The organism is Thioclava sp. L04-15 (assembly GCF_002020275.1).
Classification (GTDB): Bacteria; Pseudomonadota; Alphaproteobacteria; order Rhodobacterales; family Rhodobacteraceae; genus Thioclava; species Thioclava marina.
In genome coordinates, this window is the sequence record NZ_MPZW01000004.1 from 16697 (window position 1) to 31387 (window position 14691).

At 65.5% G+C, this 14691-nt stretch carries 14 protein-coding genes; 3 read left to right on the forward strand and 11 right to left on the reverse strand.

Translation table 11 applies throughout. The features are described from left to right. Window positions 1-25: 25 nt before the first annotated feature. Window positions 26-1480: an NAD-dependent succinate-semialdehyde dehydrogenase gene (locus BMI90_RS10245; protein ID WP_078529072.1), complete on the reverse strand. Its 1455-nt coding sequence runs from the start codon at window positions 1478-1480 to the stop codon at window positions 26-28. A gap of 2 nt (window positions 1481-1482) precedes the next feature. Beyond that, a complete protein-coding gene (locus BMI90_RS10250) occupies window positions 1483-2757 on the reverse strand; it encodes a 4-aminobutyrate--2-oxoglutarate transaminase (RefSeq protein WP_078529074.1) in 1275 nt (424 codons plus the stop codon). A gap of 161 nt (window positions 2758-2918) precedes the next feature. On the opposite strand from BMI90_RS10250, the gene BMI90_RS10255 reads away from it, so the two are divergent. Further along, window positions 2919-3506: a cupin domain-containing protein gene (locus BMI90_RS10255; RefSeq protein WP_078529076.1), complete on the forward strand. Its 588-nt coding sequence runs from the start codon at window positions 2919-2921 to the stop codon at window positions 3504-3506. Between the two features lie 6 nt (window positions 3507-3512). Here BMI90_RS10255 and BMI90_RS10260 read toward each other — a convergent pair whose 3' ends face one another. The 3 genes from BMI90_RS10260 to BMI90_RS10270 all read right to left on the reverse strand — a co-directional run bounded on the left by BMI90_RS10260 (window position 3513) and on the right by BMI90_RS10270 (window position 6992). Beyond that, a complete protein-coding gene (locus BMI90_RS10260; RefSeq protein ID WP_246831532.1) occupies window positions 3513-3890 on the reverse strand; it encodes a DUF1850 domain-containing protein in 378 nt (125 codons plus the stop codon). Beyond that, the gene (locus BMI90_RS10265) at window positions 3887-5932 is read right to left on the reverse strand and encodes a TRAP transporter permease (protein WP_246831543.1); all 2046 of its coding nucleotides are present in this window, start codon (window positions 5930-5932) and stop codon (window positions 3887-3889) included. Before BMI90_RS10265 ends, BMI90_RS10260 begins: the two co-directional genes overlap by 4 nt. 109 nt (window positions 5933-6041) lie before the next feature. Further along, a complete protein-coding gene (locus BMI90_RS10270) occupies window positions 6042-6992 on the reverse strand; it encodes a TAXI family TRAP transporter solute-binding subunit (protein ID WP_078529082.1) in 951 nt (316 codons plus the stop codon). 298 nt (window positions 6993-7290) lie between these two features. Between BMI90_RS10270 and BMI90_RS10275 the strand changes: the two genes are divergently transcribed. After that, window positions 7291-8379 carry an AbrB family transcriptional regulator gene (locus tag BMI90_RS10275; protein WP_078529084.1) on the forward strand — a complete coding sequence of 363 codons (1089 nt, stop codon included), beginning with the start codon at window positions 7291-7293 and terminating at the stop codon, window positions 8377-8379. 8 nt (window positions 8380-8387) lie between these two features. On the opposite strand, the gene BMI90_RS10280 is transcribed toward BMI90_RS10275, so the two are convergent. The 5 genes from BMI90_RS10280 to BMI90_RS10300 all read right to left on the reverse strand — a co-directional run bounded on the left by BMI90_RS10280 (window position 8388) and on the right by BMI90_RS10300 (window position 12476). After that, window positions 8388-9023, reverse strand: coding sequence for a hypothetical protein (locus BMI90_RS10280; protein ID WP_245795041.1), 636 nt, complete (start codon window positions 9021-9023; stop codon window positions 8388-8390). 51 nt (window positions 9024-9074) lie between these two features. Then, window positions 9075-9209: an aa3-type cytochrome c oxidase subunit IV gene (locus BMI90_RS10285; RefSeq protein ID WP_078529086.1), complete on the reverse strand. Its 135-nt coding sequence runs from the start codon at window positions 9207-9209 to the stop codon at window positions 9075-9077. A gap of 62 nt (window positions 9210-9271) precedes the next feature. After that, window positions 9272-9754 (reverse strand): DUF6173 family protein, encoded by a 483-nt coding sequence (locus tag BMI90_RS10290; protein ID WP_078529088.1) that lies wholly within the window; start codon window positions 9752-9754, stop codon window positions 9272-9274. After that, the gene (locus BMI90_RS10295; protein ID WP_078529090.1) at window positions 9751-10788 is read right to left on the reverse strand and encodes an MBL fold metallo-hydrolase; all 1038 of its coding nucleotides are present in this window, start codon (window positions 10786-10788) and stop codon (window positions 9751-9753) included. The genes BMI90_RS10290 and BMI90_RS10295 overlap by 4 nt, the downstream gene beginning before the upstream one ends. Next, complete coding sequence (locus BMI90_RS10300; RefSeq protein WP_078529092.1) at window positions 10785-12476, reverse strand: acyl-CoA dehydrogenase; 1692 nt, start codon at window positions 12474-12476, stop codon at window positions 10785-10787. The genes BMI90_RS10295 and BMI90_RS10300 overlap by 4 nt, the downstream gene beginning before the upstream one ends. A 114-nt stretch (window positions 12477-12590) precedes the next feature. Between BMI90_RS10300 and BMI90_RS10305 the strand changes: the two genes are divergently transcribed. Further along, complete coding sequence (locus tag BMI90_RS10305) at window positions 12591-13553, forward strand: L-threonylcarbamoyladenylate synthase (protein WP_078529094.1); 963 nt, start codon at window positions 12591-12593, stop codon at window positions 13551-13553. A gap of 6 nt (window positions 13554-13559) precedes the next feature. On the opposite strand, the gene BMI90_RS10310 is transcribed toward BMI90_RS10305, so the two are convergent. Continuing rightward, window positions 13560-14666 carry an aldo/keto reductase gene (locus BMI90_RS10310; RefSeq protein WP_210401939.1) on the reverse strand — a complete coding sequence of 369 codons (1107 nt, stop codon included), beginning with the start codon at window positions 14664-14666 and terminating at the stop codon, window positions 13560-13562. Window positions 14667-14691 lie beyond the last annotated feature (25 nt).

The following is a 14691-nucleotide window of genomic DNA, read 5'->3' on the forward strand; positions in this document are numbered from 1 at the left end:
CCAAGCCTTCAATCCAGCGGATCGATCACTCGATCCCGCCGAGGCACATGTATTTGATCTCGAGGAAATCGTCGGCGCCGTATTTCGAGCCTTCGCGGCCGAGCCCCGATTGCTTGATGCCGCCAAACGGGGCGACCTCGGTCGAGATGATGCCGGTGTTCACGCCGACGATGCCGGTTTCCATCGCCTCGGCCACGCGCCAGACGCGGGCGAGATCACGCGAGTAGAAATAGCCTGCCAGACCGAACTCGGTGTCATTCGCCATCGCGACCGCATCGGCCTCGTGCTCGAACTTCACCAGCGGCGCGAGCGGCCCGAAGGTTTCCTCGCGCGCGACCTTCATCGCCTGCGTGACGCCGGTGAGGATCGTCGGCTCGAAGAAGGTGCGCCCGAGGTTCGAACGGTGCCCGCCCGTCGCGATCTCGGCGCCTTTTTCGGTGGCGTCCGCGATATGATCCTCGACCTTTGCCAGCGCCGCGGCGTTGATCAGCGGGCCGGTGGTGACGCCCTCGTCGAACCCGTTGCCGAGTTTCAGCGTGCCGAGCTTCGCCGCCAGCTTTTCTGCGAAAGCGTCATAGACGCCCGCCTGCACGTAGATCCGGTTCGCGCAAACGCAGGTCTGCCCGTTATTGCGGAACTTCGCGATCAGCGCACCTTCGACGGCGGCATCGAGATCGGCATCGTCAAAGACGATGAAGGGCGCGTTGCCGCCAAGCTCGAGGCTGATCTTCTTCACCGTCTCGGAGCCCTGCTTCATCAGCAGTTTGCCGACGCGGGTGGAGCCGGTGAAGGTGATCTTCGCGACCTTGGGGTTGGCGCAAAGCTCCTCGCCCATGCCCGCCGCATCGAGGCCCGGGATGATGTTCACCACGCCTGCCGGGATGCCCGCGCGTTCGGCCAGAACCGCCATCGCGAGCGCCGAGAGCGGCGTGAATTCCGACGGGCGCCCGACGAAAGTGCAGCCCACGGCCAGCGCCGGGGCGACCTTGCGCGCGATCATCGCGTTGGGGAAGTTCCACGGCGTGATCGAGCCCACGACGCCCACCGGCTGCTTGAGCACGATGATGCGCTTGTCGCGCTGGTGGCCGGGGATCACGTCGCCGTAAACGCGCTTGGCCTCTTCGGCGAACCACTCGATGAAGGAGGCGCCATAGGCGATCTCGCCCTTGGCCTCGGCCAGCGGCTTGCCCATCTCGGCGGTCAGGATCGCGGCGAGGTCGTCCTGGTTCGCCATCATCAAGTCGAACCATTTGCGCAGGTAGCCCGCGCGCTCCTTGCCGGTCAGCGCGGCCCAGGCGGGTTTCGCCGCATAGGCCGCCTCGATCGCGGCGCGGGTCTCATCCACGCCCAGATCGGTGACCTTGGCCACCAGTTCCCCGGTGGCCGGATCGTTCACGTCGAAAGTCTTGCCGGTCTCGATCCACGCGCCATTCACATAGGCGCGCGTCTCCAGAAGGCTCGGGTCTTTCAGCTTCAACATTCTCAGGCCTCCTTCGCCGCCGCCATCGCCTCTTCGAGAATGTCGAGCGCCTTGGCCATCTGCTCGTCGGGGATGGTGATCGGTGCGAGGAAGCGGATCACGTTGCCATAGACGCCGCAGGTCAGGAGCAGCAGGCCGCGGTTGAGCGCCTCGACGCGGATGCGCTGGGTGAGGGCCGCATCAGGCTTGCCGTCCGACATCAGCTCGATCGCGACCATGAAGCCAGGGCCGCGGATCTCGGCGATCTCGGGCATGGTGGCGCGGATCGCTTCCAGGCGTTGCTTGAGGCGCGAGCCGAGCTCGTTGGCGCGCGAACACAGGTCCTCTTCCTCGATCACGTCGAGCACCGCGTTCCCGGCCGCGACGCCCAGCGGGTTGCCGCCATAGGTGCCGCCCAGACCGCCCGGGTTGGCCGCGTCCATGACCTCGGCCTTGCCGGTCACGGCCGCGATCGGCAGACCGCCGCCCAGACCTTTCGCCATCGTGGTGATGTCCGCCGCTACGCCATAGGCGTGCATTGCGAAGAGGGTGCCGGTGCGCGCGAAACCGGTCTGCACCTCGTCGGCGATCATCACGATGCCATGCTCGTCGCAGAAGGCGCGCAGGCGCTTGACGAAATCATGCGGGGCGGGGTTGAAGCCGCCTTCGCCCTGCACCGGCTCGAAGATCACCGCGGCGAGGCGCGAAGGGTCGAGATCGGTTTTGAACAGGCTCTCCATCGCGGCGAAGCTGTCATCGGTCGACACGCCATGCAGCGCGTTCGGGAAGGGGACGTGGTAGATGTCGGGCATCATCTGGCCGAAACCAGCCTTGTAGGGCGCGACCTTGCCGGTGAGCGTCATCGTCATGAAGGTCCGGCCGTGGAAGGCGCCGCCAAAGGCGATGACCGCGTTGCGGCCGGTATAGGCGCGCGCGATCTTGATCGCGTTCTCGACCGACTCGGCGCCGGTGGTCACGAAGATCGACTTCTTCGCGAAATCGCCCGGCGTCTTCTCATTGAGACGCTCGGCGAGGCGCACATAGGGCTCATAGGGGAGAACCTGATGGCAGGTGTGGGTGAAGGCGTCGAGCTGTGCCTTGACCGCCTCGATAACTTTCGGATGGCGGTGGCCGGTGTTCACCACCGCGATCCCGGCGGCGAAGTCGATCAGTTCGTTGCCATCGGCATCCGTGACCGTCGCGTTCTCGGCCGAGACCGCAAAATTCTGGGTTTGCACGCCGACCCCACGGGCCAGGGCCGCGGCGCGGCGGGTTTCGAGCTCGGTATTCGTGGTCATGGGGAGCCTCGCATGTTGGCGGAGAATCAGGATATGCGCCGCACGCTAGCGTTTAATATCTGACCTCGCAACGTTTAGTTTGTTAAACGGCGTTAAACAGGCTAGGGTCATTGTCAGCACATGCGCACGCCCGTAGAACAAGGGCGCGAGAGGATTGTGATTTGAGTGATTTCGATGTCGGCTCCCGATTGAAGACGATCCGCGAGGAGAGCGGCCTTTCGCAGCGCGAACTGGCGCAGCGGGCAGGCGTGACGAACGGTCTGGTGTCGCTGATCGAGCGCAACAAGACTTCGCCCTCGATCACCTCGCTGCGCAAGATCCTCGAGATTCTCGGCATGACGCTGGCAGAGTTCTTCGACAGCGGTGCGCCCCCGGAGCCGGGGAAATTCGTATTCCGCCACGGTGAGCTGACCGAAATCAACCCTGGCCGCATCTACCGCTCTGCGGGGGCGGAGGCGCTCAAGGCGCTCTCGCTCAAACGATGGGGGAAGCAGGGGCAGACGAACCTGCTGTTGCTTTACGAGACCTATGAGCCCGGGGCCGATACGGGCGAGGAAGCCTATAGCCACGAGGGTGAGGAGGGCGGGTTCGTCATAGAGGGCGAGATGCTGCTGACCGTGGGCGAGACGACAGAGCTGTTGCGGGCAGGCGACGCCTATCTCTTCGACAGCCGCTTACCGCATAGGTTTCGCAACGTGGCGCAAACGCGCTGCGTGATCGTCAGCGCCGCGACCCCACCCACCTTCTGAGAGACGTCAGTTGCCACTCGTGGGGCAGGGCGCGATGCGGATCGGCGCCTCTGGCGTCACGCCGAGCGTCTGACAATCCTTCGCACAAAGTGTCCAGCCCGAGACGGTCGCGCCGGAAGCTGCGAGTTCCAACTCGGGCACTTCGGGGCCGTCGGCTTTCCAGACCCACCAGCCGTTCTCGAAATGACCGCCCGGGCCGGGCTCCATCCCCGCGCCCGATCCCTTCACCGCTGCCCCGACGAGCCGCAGCGTGCCGTGATCGGTGACCTGCCAATGCTCGCGCCAGCCCTCCTTCTCGACCGAATGGGTCCATTCAAGGGAGAACTGGCCGCTTGGGGCCAGCGCGATCATCACCGCGCCGACCATGAGGCAGCTCGCGCTCACGCCGCCGCCTTCTCGCGCCGCAGCCAGAGCGTCACGGCGAAGAGCGCGACCAGCGCGAAGCCGATTTCATCGGTAAGCGGCAGCGCCGCGATCAGGGTGAAGCCTGCGATCATGCCGAGCGCACGTTCCCAAAGCGCCAGCGGGCGCCCGAGCCAGCCGATCACCGCCACGCCCCAGAGCGAGAGCGCGAGCAGCGCCTTGATCACGACATAGGCCACCGCTGGCCAGTAGCCGATCGAACCCGCGAGCGGCCCGCCATCCTGCAACATCAGCGCAGGCGTATAGACGGCCATGAACGGCACCACGAACCCGGCCGCGGCGACCTTGATTGCCTCGAAGCTGATTTTCAGGCCGCTCTCCTTGGCAATCGGGGCGGCGGCGAAACAGGCAAGCGCGACGGGTGGTGTCAGATCCGCAAGGATGCCGAAGTAGAAGACGAACATGTGGCTCACGATCAGCGGCACGCCGAGATCGAGAAGCGCAGGCCCCGCGATCGAGGAGGTGATGATGTAGTTCGGGATCGTCGGGATCCCCATCCCCAGCACGATACAGGTGATCATCGTCAGGATCAGCGACAGGAAAAGGCTCGATTTGCCGACGCCCACGATGAACTGGCCGAAGGTCGTGGCGGCACCCGTCAGGGTCATCACGCCGATGATCACGCCGACCAGCGCGCAGGCGATCCCCACGGGCAGTGCGGTGCGCGCGCCATCGGCAAGGCTGTCACGGCAGATCGCCAGCGTTTCGCGGCCGCCCTTGGAGAAGGCATTGATCGCGACCAGCACGGCCAGCGCGGCGAGCACGGCCCATATCCCGACCTCGAAGAACGCCGCGGCGACCAGAGCGAGAATGATCCAGAAGATCGAACGGATCACGGTGTTGGGCAGCCCCAGCGCGACCGAACCACCGAGGATCAACAGGCCCGTCAGCGACAGGCCGACCGTTCCCGCGAAAAGAGGCGTGTAGCCCGAGAACAGAAGGAACACGAGTACCGCGAGCGGCAGCAGCAGATACCAGCCCTCCTTGAGCGCCTTGCGCGGGCTGGGCAGCTCGGATTTGGCAAGGCCGCGCAGGTTGCGCTTGCCCGCCTCGAGATGGACCATCCAGAAGGCGCCCGCGAAATATAGGATCGCCGGGATCAGCGCGGCTTTCACCACCTCGACGTAATCGACGCCCAGCGTCTCGGCCATGATGAAGGCAACGGCCCCCATGACCGGCGGCATGATCTGTCCGCCCATCGAGGCGGTAGCCTCGACCCCGCCCGCGAAGGCCGGACGGTAGCCGAAGCTCTTCATCAGCGGGATGGTGAATTGTCCGGTGGTGACGACATTCGCCACGCCCGAGCCCGAGATCGTCCCCATCAGCCCCGAAGAGAGGACCGAGACCTTCGCCGCCCCGCCCATCTTGTGGCCGACCATGCCAAGCGAGACATCGGTGAACAGCTTGATCATCCCGGCCTTCTCGAGGAAGGCGCCGAACAGGATGAAGAGAAAGATATAGGTTGCCGACACATAGGTCGGGATGCCGTAGATCCCTTCCGTGCCATAGCTCATCTGCTCGATTACCTGCTCGAAGGCATAGCCGCGATGGTTGAGCGGAGAGGGCAGGTATTGGCCGAACATTGCGTAGAGGAAGAACGTCCCCGCGATGATCGGCAGAGCCGGGCCCATCAGCATCCATGCGGCGGTGAAGACGGTGATCAGCAGCAGCACGCCCATGACCAGATCGAGCGTGTTCGGATCGCCCGCGCGCAGCAGAAGCGGCGTGTATTCGATCCATTGATAGGCCGCGACGGCGACGCCGCCCGCAGCGAGAAGGTAGGCGAACGTGCGCCCGAGCGGGCCGAAGCCCTTCGCTATGGAGAGAAGCGGAAAACCGAGGGCCAGCAGGAAGCCCACATGGACCGCGCGGGCGATCTGGCTCGAGGGGCTGATCACATGGGCGGCGAAGGCGATCTGCCAGACCGAGAACGCCACGGCGAGCCAGAACAGAACGCGCCCCTCGCGGCTATGGGGGAAACCATCGGCCAGCGGGTCGTGCATGACGGCATCGACCTCTGCCTCCTTGCTCATGTCGGTCATTTTCTTCTCCCTCAAATATCAAGGGGCGACCCGTCGTTGCGCGTCGCCCCGGTCCCGTCTTTACGCGGGCTTATTGCAGAACGCCCATTTCCTTGTAGTAGCGCTCCGCGCCCGGATGCAGCGGGATCGGCAGACCCTTCACCGCATCCTCAAGCGAGATGCCACCGGCCGCCGAATGGGCCGCCTTGAGGGTGTCGAGATGTTCGAAGATCAACTTCGTCATCTGGTAGGCTTCTTCGTCCGAGACGCCCTCGCGGGTGACGAGGATATTGGTGATCGCCACCGTGGGCACATCGGCATCCTGGTTCGGATAGGTGCCCGCGGGGATCACGCCAGCCTTGTAGGGCGCGCCCAGTTTCTCGGCGATATCGGCGGGGATCGCGACGAAGGTCACGGCCTGCGTGGTCGAAAGATCCTTCAGCGCCGCATTGCCCAGACCCGAGGACTGGAAGGTCGCGTCGAGTTGGCGGTTCTTCATCAGTTCGACCGATTCCGAGAAGGGCAGGTATTCGACCTTGCCCATATCGTCATAGCTCATGCCCGCGGCGGCAAAGATCTTGCGGGCGTTGAGTTCGGTGCCCGACTTCGCCGCGCCGACCGACAGGCTCTTGCCCTTCAGATCGGTGATCGTGGTGGCTTCGGCATCCTTCAGCGCCGCGATCTGGATGAAGTTCGGATAGATCGCCGCGATCGCGCGCAGCTTGCCCAGCGGTGCCTTGAAGCCCGCTTCGGGGTTGCCTTCCCATGCGTCCTTCACCGAATCCCCCAGCGCGAAGGCCAGCTCGCCCCGGCCCTGCTGGAGCAGGTTGAGGTTCTCGACCGACGCCTTGGTCGACTGCACCTGAACGCGCGCGCCTTCCATGTTCTGACCGTAGACTTCCGAAATCGCGACGCCGAGCGGATAGTAGACGCCCGAGGTGCCCCCGGTCAGGATGTTGATGAAGTTCTCTGCGTGAGCGACAGGTGCGCTGAAAGCGATGGCCCCGGCGACCAGCGCGCCGAGCTTGATGTTGTGAAACATCCGTTCCTCCCATGTAACTTGCCCGCTCGTGGCGGCGGGACTGTGCTCAAGGTGGCCATTTTACCGGATAGTTCAATTCAATTCACGGCCCCGAGACAAGAAAACCTGCATTCTCGTCGGGGTTCTCGGGCGCGGATGGCGCAGGAAGAGGCGTCAATTGCGAATAGGGGCGGTTGTGCGGTTGCAAAGGCTTGTGGACGGGCGGGCGCTTGCACACCCATCTGCGCGGTGCGGATGCTTGACGGCGCGGGCGCGATCTGCTCGTGACGATGCAGAAATTCCGCCTGCGCGAGCCAGCATGCCCGATCCCAGACCCTTCGCCCTTGATCCCGCGCGCTGGCCGCAAACGCTGCGCTGGGCGGTGTTGCTTGCAGGATCCGTGTTTCTCGCCGCGCTTCTGGGTGCGGTCCATCTTTCCGCCGCCTTTCTGCTTGGTCCGATGGCGGTGGCGATCGCGCTCGCCTCGAGCGGCGGTTCCGTGAAGCTTCCGCGGGCCGCATTCGTGGCGGCGCAAGGGGTGGTCGGCGTGATGATCGCCTCGAAGCTGCCCGCCTCCATCCTGCCCGAGATTGTCCGTGACTGGCCGATCTTCCTGGTCGGAACACTCTCGACCGTGCTCGGCGCTTCGGCGCTGGGCTGGGCCATGGCGCGCTCGGGCAGTCTGCCGGGGACGACCGCGATCTGGGGTTCGTCGCCGGGAGCCGCGACCGTGATGACGCTGATGTCGGACGATTTCGGCGCCGATATGCGGCTGGTGGCGGTGATGCAATATACCCGCGTCGCCTGCTGCGCGATTGCCGCAACCGCCGTGGTGCGGCTCTTCGGCGTGGCACAGCCCGGAAGCGTTGCCGCAATTAGCGCCCAACCCGAGGCGGGCGCGATGATCGAGGTCGCCAAGAGCCTCGCGCTGGGAATCGGCATGGCCTTTCTCGGGCTGAAACTGAAGATCCCCGGCGGCGGGCTCCTGCTCCCGATGGCGGGCGGGCTGATCTTCGGCGCGCTGGGCTTCGTCGAGATCACGCTTCCGCAGACGGTGCTCGCGCTCAGCTATGCGATTGTCGGCTGGGGGATCGGGATGCGCTTTTCCCGCGAGGTGCTGCGGCATACGGCGCGGCTGTTGCCGCTTATCGTCGGGTCGATCCTTGCGCTGATCGCGCTCTGCGCGGGCTTCGCGATGGCGCTGGTTCATTTCGCCGGGATCGAACCCGTCACCGCCTATCTCGCCACCAGTCCCGGAGGCGCGGATTCGGTGGCGATCATCGCGGCGGGCACGCAGGTCGATGTACCCTTCGTCATGGCGATGCAGATCGCGCGGTTCCTGCTGGTGTTGATTGCCGGGCCCGCCCTTGCGCGTGCGCTGTCGCGCAGGCAATTGCGGGCCCGCTGAGGCTCAGATCACTGGTTGAACGCCGTCTCGCCGTGGCGATAGGGCTCTTGCTGGATCAAAAGCACGCCCGAATTGTCGTCCGGGTCATTGTCGTAGTGATCCTTCGTCACCGCGCCGGGCAGTTCTCCGAAGGCTTTCGACAGCTTGATCGGCGAGAAGGTGAAGGGGATCTTGTCGTGCAGCCACGGCATGTCGCGCAGCGCACTCGAGACCGAATCCGCGCACATCATCTTGTTGACCGAGCCGTTGCGCTCGACCCGCGCCATCAGCTGATCGGCCTCGGCCATGGTCAGAGGGATCGTCTGGGCGCGCACATACCAGCTCTCGCGGGCGTGGTAGTCGATATAGAATTTCCGCATCTTCTCGGTGATGCCGAAATGCACGTCGTTGCGCTCGGGCGCCCAGGGGTGATTCCACGTGCCGGCCGGATCGAAGATGATCCGTTCGCGCCCGTTGATCATGAGCGCCGAATGGCCACCCGCACCCGTATTGGTGCTGATCACCGTGTAAAGCGTCAGCGAGGGCGGCTCTTCGGAAACGTAGCGAAACTTGGCTACCTCGGCATCCGAGGCATAAATGTCGTCTGCACCACAGCCGGCCAGCAGAAGCGGCAGCATCAGGCAGACGAGAAGCAGGCGCATCATCTGCCCGATCTCCCGTTCTGAGCGTGTCTCTTTCCAGCTGCGCCGGTTGCGTCAGCCGTTCACAAGAGCGAGAAACACCAGAAAGCAGAGGATCACAATAACCGCGACTGTGACGAAGCGCACAAATCCTGCGAATGTTCTTTCCTGGACACGGATATCCATATTGCCCGGCTTGTAGTCGGCCATCGCGCGTACTCCCTGTTGCGCCATTCTCCCTGACGAAAACCTAGCCGAGCCTTGCGCGCCTGTCACCTGTCCTGTTTGCCTGAAGGCCCTTCTTCTTCCAAAGCACGTGCGAGACGGAAGCCGATCCGGCGCGGAGCCTCGTCCTCGGGCAGTTTCGGTTGGGCAATCAGCATCACGTTGAGCTGGTTCACATGCTGGATGAGCTGCGTGCGCGCGCCATATTCGTCGGTGCCGTAGAAGGTCAGGATGTCGGGATCGAAAAAGCCGATCCCCTCGATCTGGAGCACCCCGGCCTCGCCGCCGGTCAGGCCGAGCACGACTTCCTCGTCTTCCTTGAGCTGCTCCTCGAAGTTCTGAATATAGAGCAACACGCGCTCATAGGCCCATTGCGCAGGGCTCTTGTCTTCGGGCGGCTCGCGGGTGAGTTCGGGCGGAAGGGGTTTGACCTCGGCCGTCTCGGGCGCATCGGCCGCCGTATGCACCACTTTCGCACGCGGCAGGGCGGCTTCTTCCTGCGCTTCGGCGGTGGTGCGTATCTCGGTCATCTCAGGCTCCAGATCCAGGCGCCGTCCTCACGCAGAGTGCGGCTGATCTCTCCTTTGTGCCAAAGATGATTGAGATGCGCCATCGCCTCGACCATCGCGAGGCCATACGTCCCCTCGTCGATCTGGCGCTTGAAAAGCGGCGGGAAGCAGTCGCAAGCGGTGCGCGGTGCCGCGAGATGCTTGCGCAGGCGTTTGAGCGCGCCCTCGTGGTTCTCGATCATCTGGCGCAGTCGCAAGGGCAGCCCTGTGAAGGGCAATTTGTGGCCCGGCAGGACGAGGTGGCGATCCTCCGCGAGCTCGGCGAAGCGCGCGCAGGAAGTCAGCCAGTCGCTCAGCGGATCGGCCTCGGGTTCGGTCGCATAGACACCCAGATTGGCCGAGATCGAGGGCAGGAGCTGATCGCCACCCAGAACGAGATCGTCATCGAGACTCCACAGCGTCGCGTGTTCCGGCGCGTGCCCGTCGCCCATGCGCACGACCCAGCGCCGCCCGCCCAGCGTGATCTCGTCGCCCTCGCTGATCCGGGTGAAGCCGAGCGGCAGCGGGTGCACGCAATCGGCGAAGTTGAAAGGGCGCTCATTGGCGCGCTTCTCCAGCAGTGCAGGGTCCATCCCCGCCGCGCGATAATAGGCGAGCGTTTCCGCCACGGGCTGATCCTGCGGGTCGAGTTGCAGCATCCGCGCGAACAGCCAAGAGGTGCGGGTCGTGATCAACTCCGCACCCTGGGACTGAAGCCAGCCCGCAAGCCCGATATGGTCGGGATGGTAATGCGTCACCAGAACGCGGGTGACGGGCTTGCCCGCAAGCGGCCCGTCCATCGCGCTTTGCAGCGCCGCGCGGCATTTGCGCGTGTCGATGCCGGGATCGACCAGCGTCCAGCCATCGCCCTCCTCAAGCGCGAAGCAATTGACGTGATCGAGCGCCATCGGCAGCGGCAGGCGCAGCCAGAGTACGCCCGGTGCCACCTCGATCGCCTCGCCGGTCCCGGGCGGGTCCGCCCAGGGGTAGCGAATGCCGGCGCTCTCGCCCCTCATGCCTCGAGGTCTTCGACCGACAGCGCGTAGAGCCCCTCGGCCCCTTCCTTCGCCTCGGCAAGCGAGGCCGCGTAGATCGGCATCAGGCGGCGGATGTAAACGGCCGCGAGATGGCCGCGCGCGGAATTGCGGCCCTCGGCCATCGCCGCGCGGAGGTGGTAATAGCCCCCCAGCACGCGCGCGAAGGCGTCGAGATAGGGCACGGCGCCCGCGAAGCGGTCCTGCATGCCTTGGCCGATCAACCATTCGGTATGCTCGCGCAGCGCCTCGGCCGCCTGCCAGACATCCTCGGCCAGAACGGGGAAGGCCTCGCGCGCGCCGCGCGCCTCGTCCTCGATCTCTTGCAGGAGGCGGAAGGCCGCCGCGCCGTCATCCATCATCTTGCGGCCCACGAGATCCATCGCCTGGATGCCGTTCGTGCCTTCGTAGATCGCGGTGATGCGCACATCGCGGGCGAACTGGGCCGCGCCCGTTTCCTCGATATAGCCCATGCCGCCGTGGATCTGGACGCCGGTGTTGGTCACCCGGATGCCCATATCGGTGCCATAGGCCTTCGCGATCGGGGTCAGAAGGGCGGCGCGCGCCTGCCAGCTCTCCTTGCCGGTTGCCCGACCCATGTCGATCGCCACGCCGCAGGCCAGCGCGATCGAGCGCGCCGCGAAGATCTCGGCCTTCATCTCGGTCAACATCCGGCGCACGTCGGCATGTTCGACGATCGGGGTGAACTGCACGCGGTCCTTGGCGTATTCGAGCGCCTTCTGATAAGCGGCCTCGGCCACGCCGATCCCCTGTGCGCCCACGTTCAGCCGCGCATTGTTCATCATCGTGAACATCGCTGCCATGCCCTTGTGCTCGCCGCCGACCATCCAGCCGGTCGCGCCCTCATAGCTCATCACGCAGGTGGGCGAGCCGTGGATGCCCAGCTTGTGCTCGAGCGAGACCACCTTGAGCGAGTTCGCGACGCCCGGATTGCCGTTCTCGTCGGGAAGGAACTTCGGCACCATGAAGAGGCTGATCCCCTTCGTGCCCGGTGCCGCATCGGGCAGGCGCGCGAGCACCAGATGGCAGACATTGCTCACCACATCGGAATCGCCCCAGGTGATGAAAATTTTCTGCCCGGTGATCGCATAGGTGCCGTCGCCATTGGGTTCGGCTTTGGTGCGCAGCGCGCCCACATCCGAGCCCGCCTGCGGCTCGGTCAGGTTCATCGTGCCCGACCATTCGCCCGAGATCAGCTTGGGCAGGTAGAGCGCCTTGATCTCGTCGGAGGCGTGATGCTCGAGCGCCTCGATCTGGCCCTGCGTCAGCAGCGGGTTGAGCTGGAGCGACAGGTTCGCGCCCGAAAGCATGTCGTTGAAGCCCACGTTGATCGCCTGCGGCAGGCCCATCCCGCCATATTCGGGATCGGCCGCGATGCCGACCCAGCCACCCTCGGCCAGCGCCTGAAGGGCTTCCTTGAAGCCTGGCGCCGAGCGCACGACACCATTCTCGAGCTTCGTCGGCGTCAGGTCGCCGCCACGGTTCGTGGGCGCGATCACCTCGTCGCAGAGCTTGCCGCCCTCGGTCAGGATCGCCTCGACCATGTCGGGGGTCGCCTCGGCGAACATTTCGGTCTCGGCCACGGGGGCGAGCGGGACGACATGATCGAGAATGAAACGGATGTCGTTAACGGGGGAACGGTAGCTCATGGGTCTCCTCCGGGCGGCTTGGCAATTGCAGCCGACGCGTCTATGTCCTGTCAGGTTGATTTTACCCTACCGCAAGGGCAGCCCCCTTCAACTCCAACGCTGCGTCACGACTGCATGAGCACCGAAACCCTTCTCCTTGCCCCCGATACGACGGGCTTCGCCAGGGCCGCGGAGCTGCTGCGCGCAGGCGCGCTTGTCGCAATGCCGACAGAGACGGTTTACGGGCTTGCAGGCGATGCGCGCAACGATCGCGCCGTTGCCGAGATCTTTGCCGCGAAGGGTCGGCCGCGCTTCAATCCGTTGATCGTGCATCTCCCCTCGCTTGAGGCGGTCGAGGAGATCGCGGTCGTCTCGGACGCCGCGCGCGCGATCGCGGAGCGGTTCTGGCCGGGGCCGTTGACCCTGGTGCTGCCGTTGCGCGCGGATTCGGGCCTCTCGGAGCTGGTGACGGCCGGTCATGACACGGTGGCGATCCGTCTGCCCGCGCATCCGGTCGCGCGCGCGCTCCTGAAGGCGTTCGGCGGGCCGATTGCGGCGCCCTCGGCGAACCCGTCCGGCAAGATCAGCCCGACCACGGCGCAGCATGTGCTCGACGGGTTGTCGGGCAAGATCGCGGCGGTGCTCGATGGCGGGCCCTGCGAGGTAGGCGTCGAATCGACGATCCTCTCGCTCGATCCGCCCGCGCTGCTGCGGCCCGGCGGAATTGCGGCGGAGGAGCTGGAAGCGGTGCTGGGCGCGCCCTTGCCGATCGGCGGCGATGCGTCGAAGCCCAACGCGCCGGGGCAGCTGAAATCCCATTACGCGCCCGGGGCGGCGGTGCGATTGGAGGCAGTGCAGCCACGCCCGGACGAGATCTGGATCGGCTTTGGCGCGGATTGCGCGGGGGCCGACCTGAATCTCTCGCCCGCCGGCGACCTGACCGAGGCGGCGTCCAACCTCTTCGCGATGCTGCGCGAGGGCGATGCGCTGGCGCGCAGGCGCGGGGCGGCCACGCTGGCCTTCGCGCCGATCCCCGAAACCGGATTGGGCCGCGCCATCAACGATCGTCTGCGGCGTGCCGCGGCCCCGCGCGACTGAGCGGGTTCAAGCGTCGCGCAACGGCGTGACTCTTCCGCGGAACGGATAGGCCGGGTCGGCATAATTCCCCACCACCGCCCCCACAGGCACGATGCCCTCGATGAAAGTTTCGTCCTCGGCGGTGTAGTCGGTGCCGGGCCCGCTCAGATAGCCTTCAAGCTGCTCGGGCGACTTCGGCCCGATCAGCACGCTCGACACGATCCGGTTTTCCAGAACCCAGCGGACCGCGAGATCGGCGGTGCGGCGGCCGCTCGCGCGGGCATGGGCATCGACGCGCTCGGCGGCGGCGAGAAGGTCGGGGCGGAACTCTGTCTCGGTGATGCGCCGATCCCCGCGGGCCGCGCGCGAGCCTTCGGGAACGCCGCCGACATATTTGCCGGTCAGCACCCCTCGCGCGAGCGGCGAATAGGGTACGACGCCGATGCCGAAATGCGCACAGGCGGGCAGGTAGTCGATCTCGGCCAGACGATAGAGCGCATGATAATAGGGCTGCGCCGCGAGCGGACGCGCCACGCCCAGCCGGTCGGCGATGCGGATCATCTCGGCGATTTTCCACGCGCGGAAATTGGAAAAGCCCCAGTGACGGATCTTGCCGTCTTCGAGCGCCAGCCCCAGCGCCTCGATCACCTCTTCGAGCGGTGTCGTCTCGTCGTCGCGATGCAGATAGTAGAGGTCGATCGTCTCTGTGCCGAGCCGGTCGAGGCTGCGCTTGAGCCCCTCGGCGATCCAGCGCCCCGACAGCCCGCCGCTATCGGGCTGCCCGGCCAGCTTGTTGCCCACCTTGGTCGCAAGGAACCAATCGTCGCGTCGGGCAGCGATGGCACGCCCGACGATTTCTTCACTGCGCCCGTCGGCATACACATCGGCGGTGTCGATGAAACGGCCGCCGGCCTCGGCGAAGCGCGCGATCATGTCTTCGGCCATCGCGGGCTCGGTTTGCGCGCCGAACATCATCGTCCCGAGGCACAACTCGGAGACCTCGGGGCCAATGCCCAGAGAACGACGGTTGAGAGTGATCTGCGGCATGGGCTCCTCCGGGATTGATCTGTCGGCCATGTGGTTGGCCTTGCGCGCCATGTAGAGCGCAAGTGCCAGCAGGGCCAGCAAGCGCATCCAGATGGCCGTGTCATTCGCGCTC

Bases quoted from the DNA above. Each gene is read 5' to 3' on its own strand.
- BMI90_RS10300 (WP_078529092.1), bottom strand. From the start codon at position 12,476: ATGAGCTACCGTTCCCCCGTTAACGACATCCGTTTCATTCTCGATCAT.
- BMI90_RS10280 (WP_245795041.1), bottom strand. From the start codon at position 9,023: ATGATGCGCCTGCTTCTCGTCTGCCTGATGCTGCCGCTTCTGCTGGCC.
- BMI90_RS10275 (WP_078529084.1), top strand. From the start codon at position 7,291: ATGCCCGATCCCAGACCCTTCGCCCTTGATCCCGCGCGCTGGCCGCAA.
- BMI90_RS10270 (WP_078529082.1), bottom strand. From the start codon at position 6,992: ATGTTTCACAACATCAAGCTCGGCGCGCTGGTCGCCGGGGCCATCGCT.
- BMI90_RS10295 (WP_078529090.1), bottom strand. From the start codon at position 10,788: ATGAGGGGCGAGAGCGCCGGCATTCGCTACCCCTGGGCGGACCCGCCC.
- BMI90_RS10290 (WP_078529088.1), bottom strand. From the start codon at position 9,754: ATGACCGAGATACGCACCACCGCCGAAGCGCAGGAAGAAGCCGCCCTG.
- BMI90_RS10310 (WP_210401939.1), bottom strand. From the start codon at position 14,666: ATGCGCTTGCTGGCCCTGCTGGCACTTGCGCTCTACATGGCGCGCAAG.
- BMI90_RS10305 (WP_078529094.1), top strand. From the start codon at position 12,591: ATGAGCACCGAAACCCTTCTCCTTGCCCCCGATACGACGGGCTTCGCC.
- BMI90_RS10265 (WP_246831543.1), bottom strand. From the start codon at position 5,932: ATGCACGACCCGCTGGCCGATGGTTTCCCCCATAGCCGCGAGGGGCGC.
- BMI90_RS10245 (WP_078529072.1), bottom strand. From the start codon at position 1,480: ATGTTGAAGCTGAAAGACCCGAGCCTTCTGGAGACGCGCGCCTATGTG.
- BMI90_RS10250 (WP_078529074.1), bottom strand. From the start codon at position 2,757: ATGACCACGAATACCGAGCTCGAAACCCGCCGCGCCGCGGCCCTGGCC.
- BMI90_RS10285 (WP_078529086.1), bottom strand. From the start codon at position 9,209: ATGGCCGACTACAAGCCGGGCAATATGGATATCCGTGTCCAGGAAAGA.